Source organism: Agromyces sp. GL_144 (assembly GCF_057834305.1).
Genome location: NZ_CM174399.1, coordinates 394,988 through 414,494 on the forward strand (window position 1 = coordinate 394,988; position 19,507 = coordinate 414,494).

17 protein-coding genes are annotated in these 19,507 nt (G+C 70.8%); 9 read left to right on the forward strand and 8 right to left on the reverse strand.

Features of this window, described 5'->3' with window-relative positions; translation table 11 throughout:
- Position 1: 1 nt before the first annotated feature.
- On the reverse strand, positions 2-895 hold the full coding sequence (locus AC3IPY_RS01715; protein WP_489186264.1) for an FAD binding domain-containing protein: 894 nt from the start codon (positions 893-895) through the stop codon (positions 2-4).
- A gap of 126 nt (positions 896-1,021) precedes the next feature.
- Between AC3IPY_RS01715 and AC3IPY_RS01720 the strand changes: the two genes are divergently transcribed.
- The 3 genes from AC3IPY_RS01720 (at position 1,022) to AC3IPY_RS01730 (ending at position 4,741) form a co-directional block, all read left to right on the forward strand.
- Entirely contained in the window at positions 1,022-2,020 is a 999-nt protein-coding gene (locus tag AC3IPY_RS01720; RefSeq protein ID WP_489186265.1) for a LysR family transcriptional regulator, read from the forward strand.
- A gap of 61 nt (positions 2,021-2,081) precedes the next feature.
- The gene (locus AC3IPY_RS01725) at positions 2,082-3,362 is read left to right on the forward strand and encodes an ATP-binding protein (protein ID WP_489186266.1); all 1,281 of its coding nucleotides are present in this window, start codon (positions 2,082-2,084) and stop codon (positions 3,360-3,362) included.
- 95 nt (positions 3,363-3,457) lie between these two features.
- Positions 3,458-4,741, forward strand: coding sequence for an ROK family protein (locus AC3IPY_RS01730; protein ID WP_489186267.1), 1,284 nt, complete (start codon positions 3,458-3,460; stop codon positions 4,739-4,741).
- A 94-nt stretch (positions 4,742-4,835) separates the two neighbouring features.
- Here AC3IPY_RS01730 and xylA read toward each other — a convergent pair whose 3' ends face one another.
- From xylA to AC3IPY_RS01745, 3 genes are read right to left on the reverse strand one after another with little or no spacing between them, the layout of a single operon-like run.
- Positions 4,836-6,026, reverse strand: a complete 1,191-nt coding sequence (xylA, locus tag AC3IPY_RS01735) for a xylose isomerase (RefSeq protein WP_489186268.1) — start codon at positions 6,024-6,026, stop codon at positions 4,836-4,838.
- A 41-nt stretch (positions 6,027-6,067) separates the two neighbouring features.
- Complete coding sequence (locus tag AC3IPY_RS01740) at positions 6,068-7,126, reverse strand: ABC transporter permease (protein ID WP_489186269.1); 1,059 nt, start codon at positions 7,124-7,126, stop codon at positions 6,068-6,070.
- Positions 7,123-8,640, reverse strand: coding sequence for a sugar ABC transporter ATP-binding protein (locus AC3IPY_RS01745; protein WP_489186270.1), 1,518 nt, complete (start codon positions 8,638-8,640; stop codon positions 7,123-7,125). Before AC3IPY_RS01745 ends, AC3IPY_RS01740 begins: the two co-directional genes overlap by 4 nt.
- A gap of 214 nt (positions 8,641-8,854) precedes the next feature.
- Between AC3IPY_RS01745 and AC3IPY_RS01750 the strand changes: the two genes are divergently transcribed.
- From AC3IPY_RS01750 to AC3IPY_RS01770, 5 genes are all read left to right on the forward strand, one after another.
- Positions 8,855-9,904, forward strand: a complete 1,050-nt coding sequence (locus AC3IPY_RS01750; protein WP_489186271.1) for a substrate-binding domain-containing protein — start codon at positions 8,855-8,857, stop codon at positions 9,902-9,904.
- 107 nt (positions 9,905-10,011) lie between these two features.
- Positions 10,012-11,151, forward strand: coding sequence for a Gfo/Idh/MocA family protein (locus AC3IPY_RS01755; protein ID WP_489188408.1), 1,140 nt, complete (start codon positions 10,012-10,014; stop codon positions 11,149-11,151).
- Positions 11,152-11,191: 40 nt separating this feature from the next.
- Complete coding sequence (locus AC3IPY_RS01760) at positions 11,192-12,196, forward strand: sugar phosphate isomerase/epimerase family protein (protein ID WP_489186272.1); 1,005 nt, start codon at positions 11,192-11,194, stop codon at positions 12,194-12,196.
- A 73-nt stretch (positions 12,197-12,269) separates the two neighbouring features.
- Positions 12,270-13,490, forward strand: a complete 1,221-nt coding sequence (locus AC3IPY_RS01765; RefSeq protein ID WP_489186273.1) for an ROK family protein — start codon at positions 12,270-12,272, stop codon at positions 13,488-13,490.
- Positions 13,491-13,585: 95 nt separating this feature from the next.
- Positions 13,586-14,014 (forward strand): hypothetical protein, encoded by a 429-nt coding sequence (locus AC3IPY_RS01770; RefSeq protein ID WP_489186274.1) that lies wholly within the window; start codon positions 13,586-13,588, stop codon positions 14,012-14,014.
- 79 nt (positions 14,015-14,093) lie between these two features.
- Here the strand turns inward: AC3IPY_RS01770 and AC3IPY_RS01775 are convergent, their stop codons facing one another.
- From AC3IPY_RS01775 to ku, 3 genes are all read right to left on the reverse strand, one after another.
- Positions 14,094-14,843 carry an ABC transporter permease gene (locus AC3IPY_RS01775; RefSeq protein WP_489186275.1) on the reverse strand — a complete coding sequence of 250 codons (750 nt, stop codon included), beginning with the start codon at positions 14,841-14,843 and terminating at the stop codon, positions 14,094-14,096.
- A gap of 53 nt (positions 14,844-14,896) precedes the next feature.
- Positions 14,897-15,073, reverse strand: coding sequence for a hypothetical protein (locus AC3IPY_RS01780; protein WP_489186276.1), 177 nt, complete (start codon positions 15,071-15,073; stop codon positions 14,897-14,899).
- 61 nt (positions 15,074-15,134) lie between these two features.
- The gene (gene ku / locus AC3IPY_RS01785) at positions 15,135-16,052 is read right to left on the reverse strand and encodes a non-homologous end joining protein Ku (protein WP_489186277.1); all 918 of its coding nucleotides are present in this window, start codon (positions 16,050-16,052) and stop codon (positions 15,135-15,137) included.
- Between the two features lie 58 nt (positions 16,053-16,110).
- Between ku and AC3IPY_RS01790 the strand changes: the two genes are divergently transcribed.
- Complete coding sequence (locus tag AC3IPY_RS01790) at positions 16,111-18,531, forward strand: ATP-dependent DNA ligase (protein ID WP_489186278.1); 2,421 nt, start codon at positions 16,111-16,113, stop codon at positions 18,529-18,531.
- Here AC3IPY_RS01790 and AC3IPY_RS01795 read toward each other — a convergent pair.
- A complete protein-coding gene (locus AC3IPY_RS01795; protein WP_489186279.1) occupies positions 18,515-19,489 on the reverse strand; it encodes a DNA topoisomerase IB in 975 nt (324 codons plus the stop codon). The genes AC3IPY_RS01790 and AC3IPY_RS01795 overlap by 17 nt on opposite strands.
- Positions 19,490-19,507: the final 18 nt, after the last annotated feature.

Here is a 19,507-nt window from a genome sequence, read left to right on the forward strand (position 1 = left end):
GTCATGCCTCCGATTCCTGTGCTCGCTCCGACCCTTGTGCTCGCGCGATCGCCCGCCGCAGCACGCGCTGGGTCAGCTCCCCGGCGAGATGCCGCTTGTACTCCACCGATCCCCGCTGGTCGCCCATCGGGTCGACCTGCGCCGCCGTGATGCCGCCCGCCTCGGCGATCAACTCGTCCGTCGGCGTCTTCCCGCGCAGCACGGCCTCGGCCTCCTGCACCCGCTCCGAGAGCCCGACCGCCGTCACGCCGATGCCGACGTCCTCGAGCGTGCCGTCCTCCGCGAAGGTCACGGCGGCGCCCGCGGCCGCGACGGCCCAGTCTCCGACCCGGCGCTCCACCTTCTCGTACGCGCTGGACGACCGCGGGCGGATCGGGATCCGCACCTCGACGAGCACCTCGTTGAAGGCCACCGCGGTCTCGTACGGGCCCTGATGGAACTCCGTCATGTCGACCACCCGGTCGCCGTCGGCCCCGTGGATGACCGCCTCGGCACCGAGCACGACGCAGACCGTCGAGAGGTCCTCGGCCGGGTCCGCCTGGCACAGGGAGCCGCCGATCGTGCCACGGTTGCGCACGATCGGGTCGGCGACGACGCGCTCGGCGTCGGTCATGATCGGGAACAGTGCGGCGACCTCCGCCGACTCGAGCAGTGTGCGGTGCCGGGTCAGGGCGCCGATGCGCAGCCGGTCGCCGTCCCGCGTGACGTAGTCCAGCTCGGTCAGGTCGTTGATGTCGATGAGCCAGTCGGGCCGCGCGAGCCTGAGCTTCATCATCGGCAGGAGGCTGTGGCCTCCGGCCACGATGTGGGCGTCGTCGCCGTACCTCGTCAGCAGGGCGACGGCATCATCGATGCTGGTCGCCTTCGCGTAGTCGAAGGGCGCTGGGATCTGCAAGGCATCTTCTCCTCTGAACACACCGTTGCGGACGGATCACCGCCTCGTGATGCGCCGCTCTGGGGGACACGTTGCCCTCGGGCCAGACGAGTGTCAACATCGACATAAGCGAAAGGTTATGCGGCCATGGCGATGACGCTCAGCCAGTTGCGGACGTTCGCGCGCGTGGCGAAGCTCGGCTCGGTCACGGGTGCGGCGAGGTCGCTCGGCGTGAGCGAGCCCGCGGTCTCGTCGGCCGTGGCGGCGCTGCGCGCCGAGCTCGGCGATCCGCTCTTCACCCGCACGCCGACCGGCATCACGCTCACACCCGGCGGGCGCACGCTCGCGGCGCACGCCGAGGAGATCGTGGGGCTCACCGAGGCCACCCGCCGCGACGTGGCGCACGCGACGTCGTCGGAACCGGAGTTGCGCGTGCTCGTGACGGCGGCGTTCGCCGAGCACGCCGCAGGCCGGGTCTTCGACCTCTTCGGCAAATGGGTCGCGTCGGAGTCGGTCGACGTCATCGTCGAGGATGCCGACGACATCGCGGCGCTGCTGCGCGAACGGGCCTACGACATCGCGCTCGGAGCGAGGCCCGCGCTCGCCGCGAGCACGGGCCTCGAGGTCGTCCCGTTCTTCAAGTACCAGCGGGTGGCCGTCGCCTCGTCGCGGCATCCGCTCGCCTCCGAGACGGGGCCGATCCCGCTCGCCCGGCTGATGACCGTGCCGTGGTTCGCGGGGCCGGGCGGCTTCGAGCCGCTCACGGAGGAGGGCCGGTGGCTCGGCCGGCTGACCGCCCTGCCCGACATCATCGAGCTGACGAGCGAGACGGCCGCCCTCTCGGCCGTCGCCGACGGGGAGGGGATCATGCTCGCGCTCGGCTACGTCGCGGCATCCCGGGTCCGCTCGGATTCGACCGAGACGGAGCAGCCGGCGGGAGACCTGGTGCGGCTCCAGGTCACCGGGACGCCGATCTCCGGCCTGTGGTGGGCGACGACATTGGACGGAGGGCGCGCCACGGCATCCGCGCGACTCCTGCAGCGATTCGTGACGACCGCGGAGGCGACGACGGCGATCGTGTCGGCGACCGGATCCCGGGGACTGTCGCGTCGCGGTCACAAGTTCCACGTCGCGCTCTGGAGCTGACCGGCGGCGGTCGACGGCCGTGCTCGGGCTCGCGCAGCCGACGACGTGGCAGCATGTGTACATGAGCCGGACTCGCATTCGCGATTTCCACAGCGACGACCTCGACCAGATCGTGCGGCTCTGGGGCGTCGTCGTGCCCGACGTCGACACGCCGATCTACTCCCTCGCCGAGGTGATCGCCTCGTGCCAGCAGGACCATGCGGTCGTTGCGGTGCAGGGCGACCTGCTGGTCGGCGCGGCGGTCGGCAGGGCCGCGCATGCCCAGGGCTGGATCGTCTTCTTCGGCGTCGGCGACGTCGGGGGCGAGCAGTCCGCCGAGGTCAGCGCGGCGCTGCTGGACGGCCTCGAGCGGAGGATGGCCTCGCTCGGCCTCGCCAAGCTGTCGGTGCTCCGGCCGGAGGACAGCGGGTTGGAACCCTTCACGGCGAACTCGTTCGAGGTGCGTCACGCGGTGCGCTACCTGGAGCGGCAGATGCCCGTGCAGCATCGGGAGATCGACCTGCTAAAGCAGGTCGGCGGCCGTATCCTGCCGCGCCATCTCTGGCGCAGCGTCGCCGGGATGGCCCACGAGAAGACGCTCCTCGAGGAACGGCTCGTCACCCCGCTCGCCCGCCCGGGGCTCGCCGAGCGCTACGGCGTCGTCCCGCCGCGGGCGGTCATGCTCTTCGGCCCGCCCGGCACCGGCAAGACCACCTTCGCGCGCGCCGTCGCCTCTCGGCTGGACTGGCCGTTCGTCGAGCTGTTCCCCTCCCGGCTCGCCGACGAGAGGGCCGGCCTCGCGGGGGCGCTGCGCGCGAGCTTCGAGGCGATCGGCGAACTCGAGCACGCCGTGGTGTTCATCGACGAGGTCGAGGAGATCGCCTCGAAGCGTGGCGGCATCCCGCCGTCGCCGACCCAGGGCGTCACCAACGAACTGCTGAAGCTCGTCGCGGACTTCCATGCCCGCGAGGGCCAACTGCTCATCTGCGCGACGAACTTCGTGCGCGCGCTCGACGCCGCGTTCCTGCGCCACGGACGCTTCGACTACGTCATTCCGATCGGCCTGCCCGATGACGAGGCCCGGCGCGCGATCTGGACGCGTTACATCCCGGAGTCGGTGGCGTCCGACGTCGACCTGGCCCTCCTGGTCGCCGAGAGCGAGGGGCTCACCCCGGCCGACATCGAGTACGCCGCCCGGCGCGCGTCGCAGGACGCCCTGGCCAGGGCGATCCGCGATGGGGAGCAGGAGACCCCGCTCGTCACCGGGGACTACACGCGGGCGCTCGGAGACACCAGGGCGACGGTCTCGCCCGCCGAGATCGCGGAGTTCCAGGCCGACATCGAGACGATCGCGAGGCTCTGAAGCGGTTGCGCATGCCGGGTCGCGAACGGGGCCGCGGGAGTGCGGAGACTACGCTGGACCCGCACTGATCGAGCCTCGGGAATGGAGGGATCGCCATGGCAGACGGCAATCCGACCGCCGCCGCCGCCCCCAAGGCGACGGTCGTCGGCTCCAACCTCGACAGCCTCCGGCGGAGCAACCTCTCGCTCGCCCTGCGGCTGATCCATGCGAAGCGGATCCTGTCGCGCGCCGACCTGACGCAGCTCACGGGGCTCAACCGGTCGACGACGGCGACGATCGCGAGCGAGCTGGAGTCCCTCGGGCTCGTCACGGTCTCCGAACCCGTCGGCGTGAAGAAGAAGGGGCGCCCGAGCCACGTGCTCACGCCGAGCGAGCACTTCGTCGCGATCGCGGTGAATCCCGAGCTCGACGCGCTCACGGTCGGCGTCGTGGCCATGGGCGGGCGCGTCCTGCGCTCCGTCCGCTACGAGAACGACCATCCGCCGTCGGCCGCGGAGGCGGTCCGCACGATCGCCGCGATCGTCGCGGGCATGGTCGCGGGCCTCGAGCCGCTGCACCACGTCATCGGCATCGGCGTCGCCGTGCCCGGACTGGTGCGTTCCGAAGACGGACTGGTCCGGCTCGCGCCCCACCTGCTCTGGGTCGACGAGCCGTTCGGCGGCGACCTCGCCGAGGCGACCGGCATGCGGGTACGGGTCGCGAACGACGCCAGTTGCGGCGTCATCGCGGAGTCGACCTTCGGCGCCGGCGCGGGTGAACGCGATGCGGTCTACCTCAACGGCGGTGCCAGCGGCATCGGCGGCGGCATCGTCATCGACGGGCGGCTGATGACCGGTCGGGGCGGGTTCGCCGGCGAGTTCGGACACACCCTCGTCCGTTCCGACGGCGTCCCGTGCCATTGCGGCGGCGTCGGATGCCTCGAGACCGAGGTGACCTTCCAGGCGCTCGCGAGGGCGCTGGGCGACCCACCGGTGACGACCGCCGACTTCGAGGCCCGCCTCAGGGCCGAGTACGAGCGCGACCCAGCGGTCAGGCAGGTGGTCGACCACCAGATCACCTACCTCTCGATCGCCATCCGCAACGTGGTGAACGCGCTCAACCCGTCGCTCATCATCCTCGGCGGGTTCCTGGGCGTCCTCTCCCGGCTGTGCTCCGACGACCTCGAGGCCCGGGTGCGCCTGACCTCGCTGCCGGGGCCGGCCGAGGGCGTCAGGATCGTCGCCTCCGAGCTGGGCCGGGAGAACCTGCTGATCGGCGCCGCAGAGCAGCTCTTCGAGATCGTCCTGAGCGATCCGCTGTCGCTCGCGACGGCCCGTGCACGAGATGGCGCCACGTCGGCCGCCAACGCCGGGACGCGGCATCCGCCGTTGAACATCTGAGCAGTCGGAGCCGAGGCCGTGAACGGCCGAACGCCCTGACCGGGAGTGCTCCGGCAGGGCGTTCGTGAGGGTCGCGGCGATCCGCCGCCGGGGGTCAGCGGGTGCCGGTGAGGTGCTCGAGGGCCAGCTGCTGGAGGCGCACGAAGCCGAAGCCGTGGCCGTCGAAGTACGACGCCGCATCGAAGTCCTCGTAGGCCGACCGGTCGGCGAGGAACGCGTCGTGCGACTCGCCCTCGTCGAGCGTGGGCTGCGAGAGCTCGGCCACGCGGGCGGCCTCGAGCGCCTCCTGCACCTCCGGGTCGGCGCGGAAGGACGCCGCGCGCTCCTTGAGGATGAGGTACATGCGCATGTTGGCGCGCACCGATTCCCAGACGCCCGCCGCATCCTCGGTGCGCGAGGGCTTGTAGTCGAAGTGGCGCGGGCCGTCGTAGGTCTGCGTGCCGTTCGGGCCGCCGAACTCGAGCAGGTCGACGAGGGAGAACGCGTTCTGGATGTCGCCGTGCCCGAAGACGAGGTCCTGGTCGAACTTGACGCCGCGCTGGCCGTTGAGGTCGATGTGGAAGAGCTTGCCGGCGTCGAGGGCCTGCGCGATGGCGTGCGTGTAGTTCAGGCCGGCCATCTGCTCGTGACCGGTCTCGGGGTTCAGGCCGACCAACTCCGGGCGCTCGAGGGTCTCGATGAAGGCGAGTGCGTGCCCGACGGTGGGGAGCAGGATGTCGCCGCGCGGCTCGTTCGGCTTCGGCTCGATGGCGAAGCGCAGGTCGTAGCCCTTCTCGACGACGTAGTCGCCCAGGAAGTTGACCGCCTCGCGGTAGCGCTCCAGCGCGGCGCGGATGTCCTTCGCCGCGTCGTACTCGCTGCCCTCCCGGCCGCCCCACATGACGAAGGTCTTCGCGCCGAGCTCGACGGCCAGGTCGATGTTGCGCATGACCTTGCGCAGCGCGAAGCGCCGCACGCCGCGGTCGTTCGAGGTGAACCCGCCGTCCTTGAAGACCGGGTGGCTGAAGAGGTTGGTCGTCACCATCGGGATGACGATCCCGGTGTCCTCGAGCGCGGTCTTGAGCCGGTCGATCTCGCGCTGGCGCTCCGCATCCGTCGACTCGAACGGGAAGAGGTCGTCATCGTGGAAGGTCATGCCGTACGCACCGAGCTCGGCCAGCTTGTGAACGCCCTCGACGGTGTCGACCTGGCTGCGCGTCGCGCCGCCGAACTGGTCCTGCGCTTGCCAGCCGAAGGTCCAGAGACCGAACGAGAAGCGGTCTTCGCGGGTGGGGATGAGGCTCATTGCGTTTCTTTCTCTAGTGTGACGTGATGATCAGGGCGCGGTCATTCGCGCGACGTGCGGCCGGCGAATCGCTGCTGCAGGAGCACGGCGACGACGATGATGACGCCCTTCGCGACGGCTTGCACCGACGACGAGAGGTTGTTCTGGATGAAGACGTTGGAGAGGGTCGAGAAGATCAGGACGCCGAACACGGTGCCGACGATCGTGCCTCGGCCGCCGACGAGCAGGGTGCCGCCGACGACGACCGCGGCGATCGCGTCGAGCTCGTACAGCGTGCCGTGGGTCGAGGTGCCGGCGGTCGTGCGCCCGAGCATCATGACGGCGGCGATGCCGGCCGTGAGGCCCGCGAGCGCGTAGAGCCAGACCGTGTGCCGCTTGACGTTGATGCCCGCGAGGCGGGCGGCCTCGCGGTTGCCGCCGATGGCGACCGTTCGGCGCCCGAACGTGGTGCGGTTCAGGAGGAGCCAGCCGGCGACGGCCACGAGGACGAAGATCCAGATGAGGATGTCGACGCCGACGAAGTCGAGGTTCATGAAGTCGATGAAGTCGCGCGACTTCACGGTGAGCGTGCGCCGCTCGGCCAGGATCTCGGCGAGACCGCGCGCCGCGACCAGCATCGCCAGCGTGGCCATGAACGCCACGACCTTGCCGTAGGCGATGATCACGCCGTTCAGGAGCCCGGCGGCCAGGCCGACCGCCAGCGCGACGGCGATCATGACGATCCAGTGGGTCTGGGGCACCAGGTTCTGGACCACGGCGAGCGTGGCGACCACGGAGGCGAGGCCCATGACCGCGCCGACCGAGAGGTCGATGCCGCCCGAGATGATCACGAAGGTCATGCCGATGCTGATGACGCCGATGATCGATGCCTGGCGGAGGATCGTGAGGATGTTGCTGATGCCGGTGAAGTTCTCGCCGGCCGTGATCGCCCCGACGACGAAGATGAGGGCGAGCGCGAGGACGAGGCCGCCGTTGCGCCCCACCGGCCCGGTGAGCAGCCGCTTCCATGCCGGCTCGGGGGCGGATGCCACGGACGTCGTCGTTGCGGGGGGCTCGGTCGGTGCGACGGGGTCGGCGCCCGGGGTGCGGTGCTCGCTCACGCGGCGGTTCCTTTCATGACGAGATTGAGCACGCCGTGCTCATCGATCTCTGAGGCGGGGACGGTGGTGAGGACCTCGCCGTCGGCGACGACGAGGACCTGGTCTGCGAGTCCGAGGACTTCCTCGATCTCGCTCGAGACGATGACGATGGCATTGCCGGCGGCGGCGAGTTCGCGGATGAGTGCGTAGATCTCCGCTCGTGCGCCGACGTCCACGCCGCGGGTCGGCTCGTCGAGCAGGAGCACCTTGGTGCCGTGCACGAGCCAGCGGGCGAGCAGGATCTTCTGCTGGTTTCCACCCGAGAGCGTGATCGCGGGGCGATCGGGATCGGCCGGGCGCAGTTCGAGCGCCTCGATCTGCTGCCTGGCCGCCTTGCGCTCGGCGCGCTCGTCGAGCCATCCGCCCTTCGCGAACCTGGTGAAGGTGGACAGCGTCACGTTGATGAAGATCGGTTCCTCGAGCACGAGGCCCTGGCTCTTGCGTTCCTCGGGGGCGAGCCCGATTCCGGCGCGCACCGCGGATACCACCGAACCCCGCCGGAGTTCCTGCCCGCCGACCTCCACGCGACCGGAGGTTGCCCTGCGCGCGCCGTAGATCGTCTCGAGGATCTCCGAGCGCCCAGAGCCGACCAGGCCCGCGAGGCCGACGATCTCGCCCGCCCGCACCGAGAAGTCCACGCCCTGGAAGGAGCCGGCCAGCGCGAGGTCGTGCACCTGCAGGACGGTCGCGGCGTCGTCGGCGACGGGCACCGCCGGCGGGAACACGTTCGCGATCGACCTGCCGGTCATGAGGCGGATGAGCTCGGAGGTCTCGGTGCCTGCGGCCGGGAGGCCCTTGCCGGTGGTGCGGCCGTCCTTGATGACGGTGATGCGGTCGCCGATCTGGCGGATCTCCTCGAGCCGGTGCGTGATGTAGACGACCGCGATGCCGGCGCCCGTGAGCTCGCGGATCACGTGGAAGAGGTTCTTGACCTCCTCTGAGTCGAGCACGGCCGACGGCTCGTCCATGATGATGAGCTTGATCTCGTGCGAGAGCGCCCTGGCCATGCTCACGATCTGCTTGTTGGCGGCGCTGAGCTGGCCGACCTCGGTGTTCGGGGAGATCGAGGCGTGCCCGAGTCGGCGCATGAGCTCCTTGGTCTGGCGGTAGGACTCCGAGCGCTTGGTGAAGCCGCCGCGGGCGAGTTCGTGGCCGAGGAAGATGTTCTCGGCGACCGTGAGGCCGTCGACGACGTCGAGCTCCTGGTACATCGTCGCGATGCCGAGGTCGAGGGCGGCCTGCGGGTCGCGGATCGCGGCCTGCTCGCCGAGCCAGACGATCTCGCCCTCATCGGGCTGGTGCACGCCCGCGAGGGTCTTGATCAGCGTGGACTTGCCCGCGCCGTTCTGGCCCAGGATGCAATGCACCTCGCCGGCACGGACCTCGAGGTCCACGCCCTTGAGGGCGCGCACCCCCGCGAACGCCTTCGTGATGCCTCTGACGTCGAGGATCACGTCATGGTCGACTTTGATCATGGTCGCAACATAACAGAGTTGGCAGAGCCACGCACCAACTTGATCCGCATTTTCCGGGTGAATTCCGTTTGGTGATTCACACAACTTAGACCTAGACGACCGATGACCGCTCTGTTATGTTGTGCCAAACGCCATACCGGATGACCCTCATGGGTGAGCGGCCATCACGCGGGCGAATGCACATCAAGATTGCACACACTCAAGGGAGAGATTCATGGCACAGAAGCGCAATCTCGCGCGTCGGGTCGTCTGGGGCATCGGTGCGTCAGCCGCGGCCATCGCGTTGCTCGCCGGTTGCACGGCCGGCGCGGCCGAAGAGGACAGCGTCGTCGATCAGGGCACCTCGAGCGAGGAGAACGCCCAGACGGGCGACGACGTCGTCATCGGCTTCTCGGGCCCCGCGGCCGACCACGGCTGGCTCGGCGCCATCAACTCGGGCGCGTTGGCGGCGGCCGACAGTTTCCCCGACGTCACGCTCGACGTCGCCGAGGGCACGAACGACGTGAACGCCCAGATCGCGGCGGTCGAGACCTTCATCAACAACGGGGTCGACGCGATCGTGCTCCTGCCGAGCGACGGCGCCGCCCTCACCGAGGTCGCGATCAAGGCGATGCAGGCCGGCATCCCGGTGATCAACGTCGACCGCGAGTTCTCCAGCCCGTTCGCCGCCCGCGCCACCGTGCTCGGCGACAACTACGGCATGGGCGTCTCCGCCGGCACCTACATCTGCGAGCAGTTGGGCGACACGCCCGACGCCATCGTCGCGGAGATCGCCGGCATCGACGCGCTTCCGCTCACGCAGGACCGCTCCGAGGGCTTCGCCGATGCGCTCGCCGACTGCGGCCTCGAGGTCGATGCCCGTGTCGCCGCGGACTTCACGGTCCAGGGCGGTGAAGCGGCCACCTCGCAGCTGCTCGCGGCCAACCCGAAGATCGACGCGATCTGGAACCACGACGACGACCAGGGCATCGGCGTCCTCGCCGCGATCAACGCGGCCGACCGCGACGAGTTCTTCATGGTCGGCGGCGCCGGCTCGAAGGACGCGATGGAGCTCATCAAGGCCGATGACTCCGTGCTCAAGGCGACCATCATCTACCCCTCCACCCAGGCCGCGGACGGCATCGCCCTCGCCCGCCTGATCGCGCAGGGCAAGACGATGAGCGACCTGATCACGCCCAGCGTGCCGAACCGCATCGTGCTCGACGCGCCGACGGTCACGAAGGACAACGTCGACGAGTACATCGGGCTCGCCTTCGAGTCCTGATCGACCTGATCGGGGGGCGCCGTTCCGAGGCGCCCCCCGATCGGCTTCCCCGTAGACACACGAGAGACTCGATGGAGAAGGCAGTGCCAGAGAAACTTCGCGTCGCCATGATCGGCTATGGATTCATGGGCTCCGCGCACTCGGTCGGCTGGCGTCAGGCCCCGGCGATGTTCCGGCTTCCGCTCGACGTGCAGATGAGCGTGCTCGTCGGACGCAACGCGGACGCGGTCGCGGAGGCCGCGGCGCAATGGGGCTGGGCCGAGGCCGCGACGGACTGGCGGGAGGTGATCGCGCGAGACGACATCGACGTCGTCGACATCGTGACGCCCGGCGACTCGCATGCGGAGATCGCGATCGCCGCGCTCGAGGCCGGCAAGCACGTGCTCTGCGAGAAGCCGCTGGCGAACACGGTGGCCGAGGCGGAGGCGATGGCGGATGCCGCCGCGCGGGCGGCCGAGCGTGGCGTGCGCGCCATGGTCGGCTTCACGTACCGCCGAGTCGCCGCGGTCACGCTCATGCGAGACCTCGTCCGCGAGGGCGTCGTCGGCACCGTGCAGCAGGTTCGCGCCGCCTATCGGCAGGACTGGCTCGTCGATCCGCAGATGCCGCTGGCCTGGCGGCTGCAGAAGGAGCATGCGGGGTCCGGTGCGCTCGGCGACATCGGCGCCCACATCATCGACATGACCCAGTTCGTGACCGGCCTCACGGTCGACCGCGTCGCGGGCATCGTGGACACCATCGTCAAGGAGCGCCCGCTCCAGGGCGCCGGCTCCGGCCTGTCCGGGACCGCTGCCGAGGGATACGGCGAGGTCACGGTCGACGACGTCGCCGTCTTCACCGGCCGGCTCGCCAACGGGGCCCTCGCCGCGTTCGAGGCGACCCGGTTCGCCACCGGCCGCAAGAACGCGCTCACGCTCGAGGTCTCGGGCGACAGGGGCGCACTCGCCTTCGACCTCGAGGACCTCAACACCCTGCAGTTCTACGACCGCACCGCCGCCGGCGATCGGCAGGGCTTCACCCGGATCCTCGTCACCGAGGGCGAGCACCCGTACATCTCCGCATGGTGGCCCGCGGGTCACATGCTCGGCTACGAGCACGGGTTCACGCATCAGGCCGTCGACTTCGTCACCGCGGTGGCCGAGGGCGTCGACCCGCACCCGACCTTCGCAGACGGCCTCGGGGTCCAGCGCGTCCTCGAGGCGGTCGAGCGCAGCTCGGATCGGGACGGCGTCTGGACCGACGTCTGATCAGCCGTTCACCCGAATCACCTCGAGAAAGGACATCGCGATGGCGCGACCGATCACCCTGTTCACCGGCCAGTGGGCCGACCTCCCCTTCGAAGAAGTCGCCAGGCTGGCGGGGGAGTGGGGTTTCACCGGACTGGAGATCGCCTGCTGGGGCGACCACCTCGACGTGTCCCGTTGGGACGATGCCGAGTACGTGCAGAGCCGGCTCGACATCCTGGAGCGCAACGGGCTGCAGGTGTTCGCGATCTCCAACCACCTCACCGGCCAGGCCGTGTGCGACGACCCGATCGACGAGCGCCACCACGACATCCTCTCGGCGGAGGTCTGGGGCGACGGCGAGGCCGAGGGCGTGCGCCGCCGGGCCGCGGAGTCCATGAAGGACACCGCGCGCATGGCCGCGAAGCTCGGCGTGAAGACCGTCGTCGGCTTCAGCGGGTCCAGCATCTGGAAGTACGTCGCGATGTTCCCGCCCGCCTCCGAGGCGATGGTCGAGGCCGGGTACACCGACTTCGCGAACCGATGGAACCCGATCCTCGACGTGTTCGAGGAGCAGGGGGTCCGCTTCGCCCTCGAGGTGCACCCGTCCGAGATCGCGTACGACTACTGGACGGCCAAGCGCACGCTCGAGGCCATCGACCGGCCGTCGTTCGGCCTGAACTGGGACCCGTCGCACATGGTGTGGCAGCAACTGGACCCGGTGGGCTTCCTGTGGGACTTCCAGGACAAGATCTTCCACGTGCACTGCAAGGACACGAAGGTGCGCCTCGAGAACGGGCGCAACGGCCGGCTCTCCTCCCACCTCGCCTGGGCCGACCCTCGTCGAGGGTGGGACTTCATCTCCACCGGCCACGGCGACGTGCCCTGGGAGAGCGCGTTCCGCATGCTGAACGCGATCGGCTACGACGGCCCGCTGTCGGTCGAGTGGGAGGACGCGGGCATGGACCGACTCGTCGGCGCTCCAGAGGCACTGGCGTTCGTCCAGCGCCTGTCCTCGTACGAACCCTCAGGATCGGCGTTCGACGCGGCGTTCTCGACGCAGTCCTGAGACGGCCGTCCGGGTGGCCGCCAGCGGAGGCTGGCGGCCACCTCCGGTTCCACCGCACGATCGAGGAGTCCGAATGACTGACGGCACGATCCCGCAGCGTGCATCGTCGACCGGGACGAAACTCGACGACGTGCGCCGCCTCAACCTCCGGCAGGTGCTCCGGCTGGCGCATCGGGACGGCCCGCTCTCACGGGCCGAGCTCACGCGCCTCACCGGGCTCAACCGTTCCACCATCGCCGGCCTCGTGGCCGAGCTGCAGGATCGCGGTCTCGTCGACGAACGGGAACCGACCCGCAAGGTCGGTCGCCCGAGCCCGCGCGTCATCGGGTCCGAGTCGACCACGGTCATCGCCGTGAACCCCGAGATCGACGCCATCGACGTGGCCCTCGTCGCACTGAACGGCAAGGTGCTGCGCCGGGTGCGGTACCCCAACGAGACCGTGCCGACGGTGCCGGAGTTCATCCGGATCACGGCCGCGGTCGTCGGCGGCCTCCTGCCGATCGGCGACGGCGTGCGGTTGCTCGGCATCGGCATCGCGGTGCCGGGGCTCGTGCAGGACCGCGACGGCACGGTGCTGCTCGCGCCGCATCTGAAGTGGCGTGACGAACCGGTCGCGCACCTGCTCGCCGAGGCGACGGGCGTGCACGTGGTCGCGGGCAACGACGCGCATTGCGGCGTCATCGCGGAGAGCACGTTCGGGGCCGGGCGCGGCGAGGGCATCGTCGTGTACCTGAACGGCGGGGCCAGCGGCATCGGCAGCAGCATCGCCATGGCCGGGCAGCTCATCTCGGGTGAGAGCGGGCTGGCGGGAGAGTTCGGCCACACGCTCGTCAACTCCAACGGCGCCGTCTGCCACTGCGGGGCGACCGGATGCCTCGAGACCGAGGTCCGTCGCGACCGCTTCGTCGCCGCGGCGGGGCTGGCCACCACGGATCCGGGCGCGATCTCCGAGGCGCTCCGCCTCGCGGCATCCGCACCGATGGGGCCGGCCGGACGCGAGCTCGCGCGCCAGCGTTCGTTCCTCGCCGTCGCGCTGCGCACGATCATCAACGGCCTGAACCCCCGCACGATCGTGCTCGGCGGGTATCTCTCCGCCCTGCTCGAGGTCGTCGGCGAGCGGGGCATGAAGTCGGCGATCGGCGCCACGCTGCCCGGCGGCGTGCGCGACGTGAGCATCGTGGGAACGGCCCTCGGCGACGAGATCCTGCTGATCGGCGCCGCCGAGCTCGCGTTCTCGCCGTTCCTCGAGGATCCGACGCGCATCGGCGTCAGCCGCCACCACGCCACCGCCTGAACGGCGTGGCCCCCGATCTGGGTCTCGACATCGCGTGTCAGGCGTCGTCGTTAGACTCTTGGGGTCACAAAATCGATTTGGGGGAATCTGCCATCATGCAGAAAATCATCACCACCACCGCGCTGGTCTTCGCCGGCGCCCTGCTGTTCACCGGCTGCGCCACCAGCGGCTCCGACAGCGCAGCCGACGACAACTGCGAGGTCGTCCGAGTCGCCGTGCGCGACATCTCGAACGGTGCGCAGAACGCGATCGTCTCGTCGGCCGACCAGGCCACGCTGACCGAGCGACTCGACGACTACTCGCAGCGGCTCGATGCACTCGCCGAAGAGAACGCCGACGACGCAGACCTCACCGAGGCGATCACGGGTCTGCAGGACAAGCTCGCCGCTGCCGAGGAGTACGCGGCCACGCTGCCGACCGAGCCGTCCGAAGACGCCGAGATCGACGCCGACGCGCAGGCGACGGCCTCCGGCGACATCCAGGCGGCCGCGGTCACCGTCACCGAGGTGTGCGAGTCCGAGTAGGAGCGCCTTCCGCACTCCGCGAGCGCGCGGCATCCGATCAGCGGATGTCGCGCGCTTCGCTGTTCGGGCCGCAGCACCCTCAGCCGAGCGGCAGCGGCTTCCGGGTCACGGGGGCGAGCCAGGTCACGATCACGACCGCGGTGATGGCCCCGGCGGCCATGATCGCGGCGAGCACGACGATCTGGAACCGGCCCGCCTCGAGCGGTGAGACCCCGCCGAAGATCGCGCCGACGAAGGCGCCCGGCAGGGTGACGAGTCCCGTCGTCTTCGTCTGGTCGGTGGAGGGGATGAGGGCGCCGGCGATCGCATTGCGTGCGAGGTCGATCGTGGACTGCCGCGGGGTCGCGCCGAGCGCCATCCACCCCTCGACCTCGTCCCACCGATCGATGGTCGCCTCGGTGAAGCGGCGCCCGGCGAGCGTCGCGATGCTCATCGCGTTGCCGATGACGATGCCGCCGATCGCGAGCGCGTACCGGGCCGAGAGCTCGATCGCGCCCGTCGCGAAGACGACCACGAGCGTGACCACGATGCCGGTGGCCATGCCGCCGGCGACCATCAGCGCGTGCGGGATCGACCACCCGATGCGCCGCGTCGCCGTCGCGGCCGCGACGGCGAACATGACGAGCAGCGCGAGCGCGACCCAGAGCGGGTCGGAGATGACGCCCGTGAGCACGAGGCTGATCGCCGCGAGCTGGGCGGCACCGCGCAGGATCGCGAGGGCGGGAGCCCAGCGGTGCGGGACCCGCGCCGCGCCCAGCACGAGCGTCGTGAGTGCGACGAGTGCGAGCACCCCGAGCAGGGTCGGGAGCACCTCGCCCGTCCACGTCATGGCCAGAGCCTAGTGAGCAGGCCCGTCGGCCCTGGTGCTGCCGCGCGGGCGGGCTACTCCTCTGCCTCGGCGTCCTCGGCGTCCTCGTCGGCCGCCGCCGCGTTCTCGGCCTCGCGGCGTTCGGCGTCGTAGCGCGCCGCGGCGGCGTCCTGCGCGGCGAGGTCCTCGCCGGTGCGGGGATCGCGGTCGAAGTCCAGCGGCTCGTCGCGCGGGTCGAAGAAATCGGTCATGGGGTGTGCTCCGTTCTCGGCGTACGGGTTCTCGGAATGCGGGTTCTCGGTCCGCGCGTGCTCAGGATGCGGCCTTGCGGGTCTTGGGCTTCTTGGGCTTCGCGGCGGACTTCGCCTCGGATTTCGCCCCGGACTTCTTCTTGGCCGAGCCCGACGACGAACCCTTCGAGGAGCCCTCGCCCGCGGCATCCGCCCCGCCCCGCTTGGTCGCGATCGAGCGGCGCAGGGCCTCCATGAGGTCGATGACCTCGCCGCCCTCTTCATCGGGCTGCTCCCCGAAGGTCGAGGCGGAGTCGAGCGCGTCGCCCTGCTCGAGCTTGGCGGCGATGAGGGTGCGCAGCTCCTGCTGGTACTCGTCGACGTACTCGTCGGGCTTGAACTCGGCGACGAGGCTCTCGACGAGCTGCTTCGAGAGCTCGAGCTCCTTCGCCGAGACCTTCACGGCCTCGTCGAGCGCGGGGAACGCTGCGGCGCGCACCTCGTCGCTCCAGAGCAGCGTCTGCACCATGAGCACCTTGCCGTGCACGCGCAGCGCGGCGAGCCGGGTCTTCTGCCGCAGCGCCATGCGCACGATCGCGGTGCGCTCGGTGGACTCGAGGGTCTCGCGCAGCAGCACGTAGGCCTTCGACGAGGCCGAGTCGGGCTCGAGGTAGTAGCTGCGGTCGAACATGATCGGATCGATCTGGTCGGTCGGCACGAACTCGACGACCTCGATCTCGCGGCTGCGCTCGGCCGGCAGCGATTTCAGGTCTTCATCGGTGATGACCACCGTGCGCTCGCCGTCGTCGTAGGCCTTGTCGATGTTCTTGTACTCGACGACCTGCCCGTCGATCTCGCAGATGCGCTGGTAGCGGATGCGTCCGCCATCGGCGTCGTGCACCTGGTGCAGGGACACGTCGTGGTCTTCGGTCGCGCTGTACAACTTGACGGGCACATTGACCAGGCCGAATGTGACCGCCCCCTTCCAGACGGCTCGCATGCCTCAAGTGAACACCCCTTCCCGCACGGACGGAACCCCCGGTGGCAGGATGGTGCGCATGGCCGAGGGTGCGCGGCAGATGGTGGAGGTCGACGGCCGGAGGCTCCGGCTGACGAACCTCGACAAGGTCATGTATCCCGAGACGGGCATGACCAAGGGCGAGGTCATCGCCTACTACGCCGAGATCGCGCCCGTCATGGTGCCGCTCATCGCGGGCCGCCCGGTCACGCGCCTGCGCTGGGTGCACGGCGTCGGCACCGCAGAGGCCCCCGAGAAGCCGTTCTTCGAGAAGACCCTCGACGAGCACGCGCCCGAGTGGTTGCGGCGAGGCGTGATCCGCCATTCGGACGGCGACAAGCCGTATCCGATCGCGGGCGATCGCCCGTCGCTCGTGTGGCTCGCGCAGCAGGCCTCGCTCGAGGTGCACGTGCCGCAGTGGCGGTTCGCCCCCGACGGGCAGCCCGCCAATCCCGACCGCATCGTGTTCGACCTCGACCCCGGCGAGGGCATGGGCCTCGCCGAATGCGCCGAGGTCGCCCGCCTCGTGCGCGACCTCATCGCGGGCATGGGCATGGCGGCGACCCCCGTCACGAGCGGCAGCAAGGGCATCCACCTCTACGCGCCGCTCGACGGGCGGCAGACCTCCGAGCAGGTGTCGGATGTCGCGCGCGAACTCGCCCGCGCCCTCGAGGCCGACCACCAGGGCCTCATCGTCTCGAGCATGAGCAAGCTCGTGCGCTCGGGCCGGGTGCTCATCGACTGGAGCCAGAACAACGGGAAGAAGACGACGATCGCGCCGTACTCGCTCCGCGGCCGGGCGAGGCCCACCGTCGCCGCGCCGCGCACGTGGGAGGAGCTCGAGGACCCGGGGCTGCGACACCTCGAGGCATCCGAGGTGCTCGAGCGCGTGGCATCCGGCCTCGACCCGATCGCCGAGCTCGCGGACTCGGGTGCGGCGGCCGCCGGACCGCTCGCCACCTACCTCTCGATGCGCACGCACGGCGTCACGCCCGAGCCGATGCCCGGGTCGAGCTGGGGCGAGGCGGCCGGGGGAGCGCCGCGGTTCGTCATTCAGGAGCACCACGCGCGGCGGCTGCACTTCGACTTCCGGCTCGAGCGCGACGGCGTGCTGAAGAGCTGGGCGGTGCCCAAGGGCGTGCCCGACGACCCCGGCGTGAACCACCTCGCCGTGCAGACCGAGGACCACCCCATGGAGTACGGCGGCTTCGAGGGCACGATCCCGGCGGGGGAGTACGGCGCCGGCACCGTGACGATCTGGGACTCGGGCACCTTCGCGACCGAGAAGTGGCGCGACGACGAGGTCATCGTCGACGTGCTCGGCCGGCCGGGCGGCCCGCTGGGCGCGGTGCGCCTCGCGCTCATCCGCACCGACGGCGAGGGCGAGAAGAGCACCTGGCTCATGCACCGCATGAAGGACCAACGACCGGCGGATGTCGCGGGGCCGGCGCCTGCCGTGGCGTCGACGCTTGCCCCGGCTGCAGCGCCCGGCGACGTCGAGCCCATCCTCGTGCGCCCCATGCTCGCGTCGCCGGGCACGCTCGGCCTCGTCGCGCGCGGCGAATGGGCGCTCGAGCACAAGTGGGACGGCATCCGGGTGCTCGCCCGCGCCGAAGGCGGCGGCATCCGCCTCATCAGCCGCAACGGCAACGACGTGACCGCCCGCTACCCCGAGCTCTCCGGGCTGCCGCGCGCGCTCCGCGGCGATGCGCTCGTCGACGGCGAACTCGTCGCGCTCGACGACGAGGGGCGCCCCAGCTTCGAGCTGCTGCAGTCGCGCATGAACCTGACCCGCGCGTCCGAGGTGCATCGGCTCGCGGCATCCGCCCCGGTTCGGCTGCTGCTCTTCGACGCGCTCGAGATCGCGGGCGACGACGTGACGGATGCCCCCTACCGCGAACGCCGTCGGCGGCTCGAACGCCTCGTGCGGGGCTCGCACGACGTGCCCGTCGAGGTGCCCGCGCTCGCCGAGGGCAGCCCGACGGAGGCGCTCGAGGAGGCGCGACGGCTCGGCCTCGAGGGCCTCGTCGCGAAGAAGCCCGACTCGACGTATCGGCCGGGCACGCGTACCGAGGCGTGGCTGAAGCTCAAGCTCACGCGCACGCAGGAGGTCGTCATCGGCGGATACCGCAAGGGGGTGGGCACGCGCACGGGGCGCATCCGTTCGCTGCTGGTCGGCATTCCGGGCGGGCAGGGGCTCGAATACGCCGGGCGGGTCGGCAGCGGCCTGCGCGAGCTCGAGACGGAGCGGCTGCTCACCCGGCTCGACGCGGCGCACCGCGACACGTCGCCGTTCGTGAGCGTTCCCGAAGCGGATGCCGCGGACGCCGTCTGGGTCGAGCCCGAGCTCGTCGGCGAGATCGAGCTCGGCGAGTGGACGAGCACGGGCGTGGCGCGGCATCCGCGGTGGCGGGGGCTGCGGCCCGACAAGTCGCCCGGCGACGTCACTCGGGAGCCGTAGTGGCGAGCAGCTCGAGCAGCGCGCGCTCGCGCCCGCCGCGCAGCGAGAGGGTGGTGCCCTGCTCGTACGCCGTGAAGACGCGCGGGTCGATGTAGCTGCCCTTCGCGATCGTCGGCGTGTTGCCGAGCACGGTGCTCGCCTGCTCGACGGCCTCGCGCATCGCGTCGCGACGGGCGCGCGTCGTCGTCGCCGGCCCGAGCTCGGCCAGCCGTTCGGCCGCCGCGACCGTGCCGCGCAGGGTGCGGAAGTCCTTCGCGGTGAAGTCCCCGCCGGTGCGCTCGCGCACGTGCTCGTTCACGTCGGCGGGCCCGAGCGCGCGGGCGCGACGCCCGTCGAGCCACGCGAACAGCCGGGCGGCCGCGGCCCGCTCGCGGGTGCGTTCGACGAAGCCCGCGAGCGCGGCATCCGGAATCGTGAGGTCCTGCCTGATGCCGCCCTTCGCCCGGAAGCGCAGCCGCACCGCCTCCTCATCGACGGCGGCATTGCGCACGAGCAGCGTCGTCAGCCCGCGGCTGCGGAACCCGGCGAGCGACTCCTCGGAGCCCACCCGGATCGCGCCGGCGTCGAGGGTGCGGAATGCCGCGGCGAGCACGCGCTCGCGCGGCAGGTCGGGCAGCGCGAGGTCGCGGTCGGCAGCCCGCCGCGCGGTCGGCAGCACCCGTGCGAGCTCGAGCATGCGATCGAACTTCAGGGCGTCCTGCGCCTCGCGCCAGGCCGGATGGTACAGGTACTGGCGCCGACCCGCGGCGTCGACCCCGACCGCGAGGATGTGCGCGTTCGGGGCATCCGCGATCCACACCTCGTTCCACGCCGGCGGGATCGCGAGGTCGGCGATCCTCGCCCGCTCGGCCGGGCCCGCCGAACCGCCGTCGGCGTGCACGTAGCCGAACCCGCGACCGCGCCGCACCCGGGCGTACCCGGGTGCGGCGTAGGGTTCGACGTGCCGAAGTCGCGGCATCCGCTCGCTCGGTGCTCT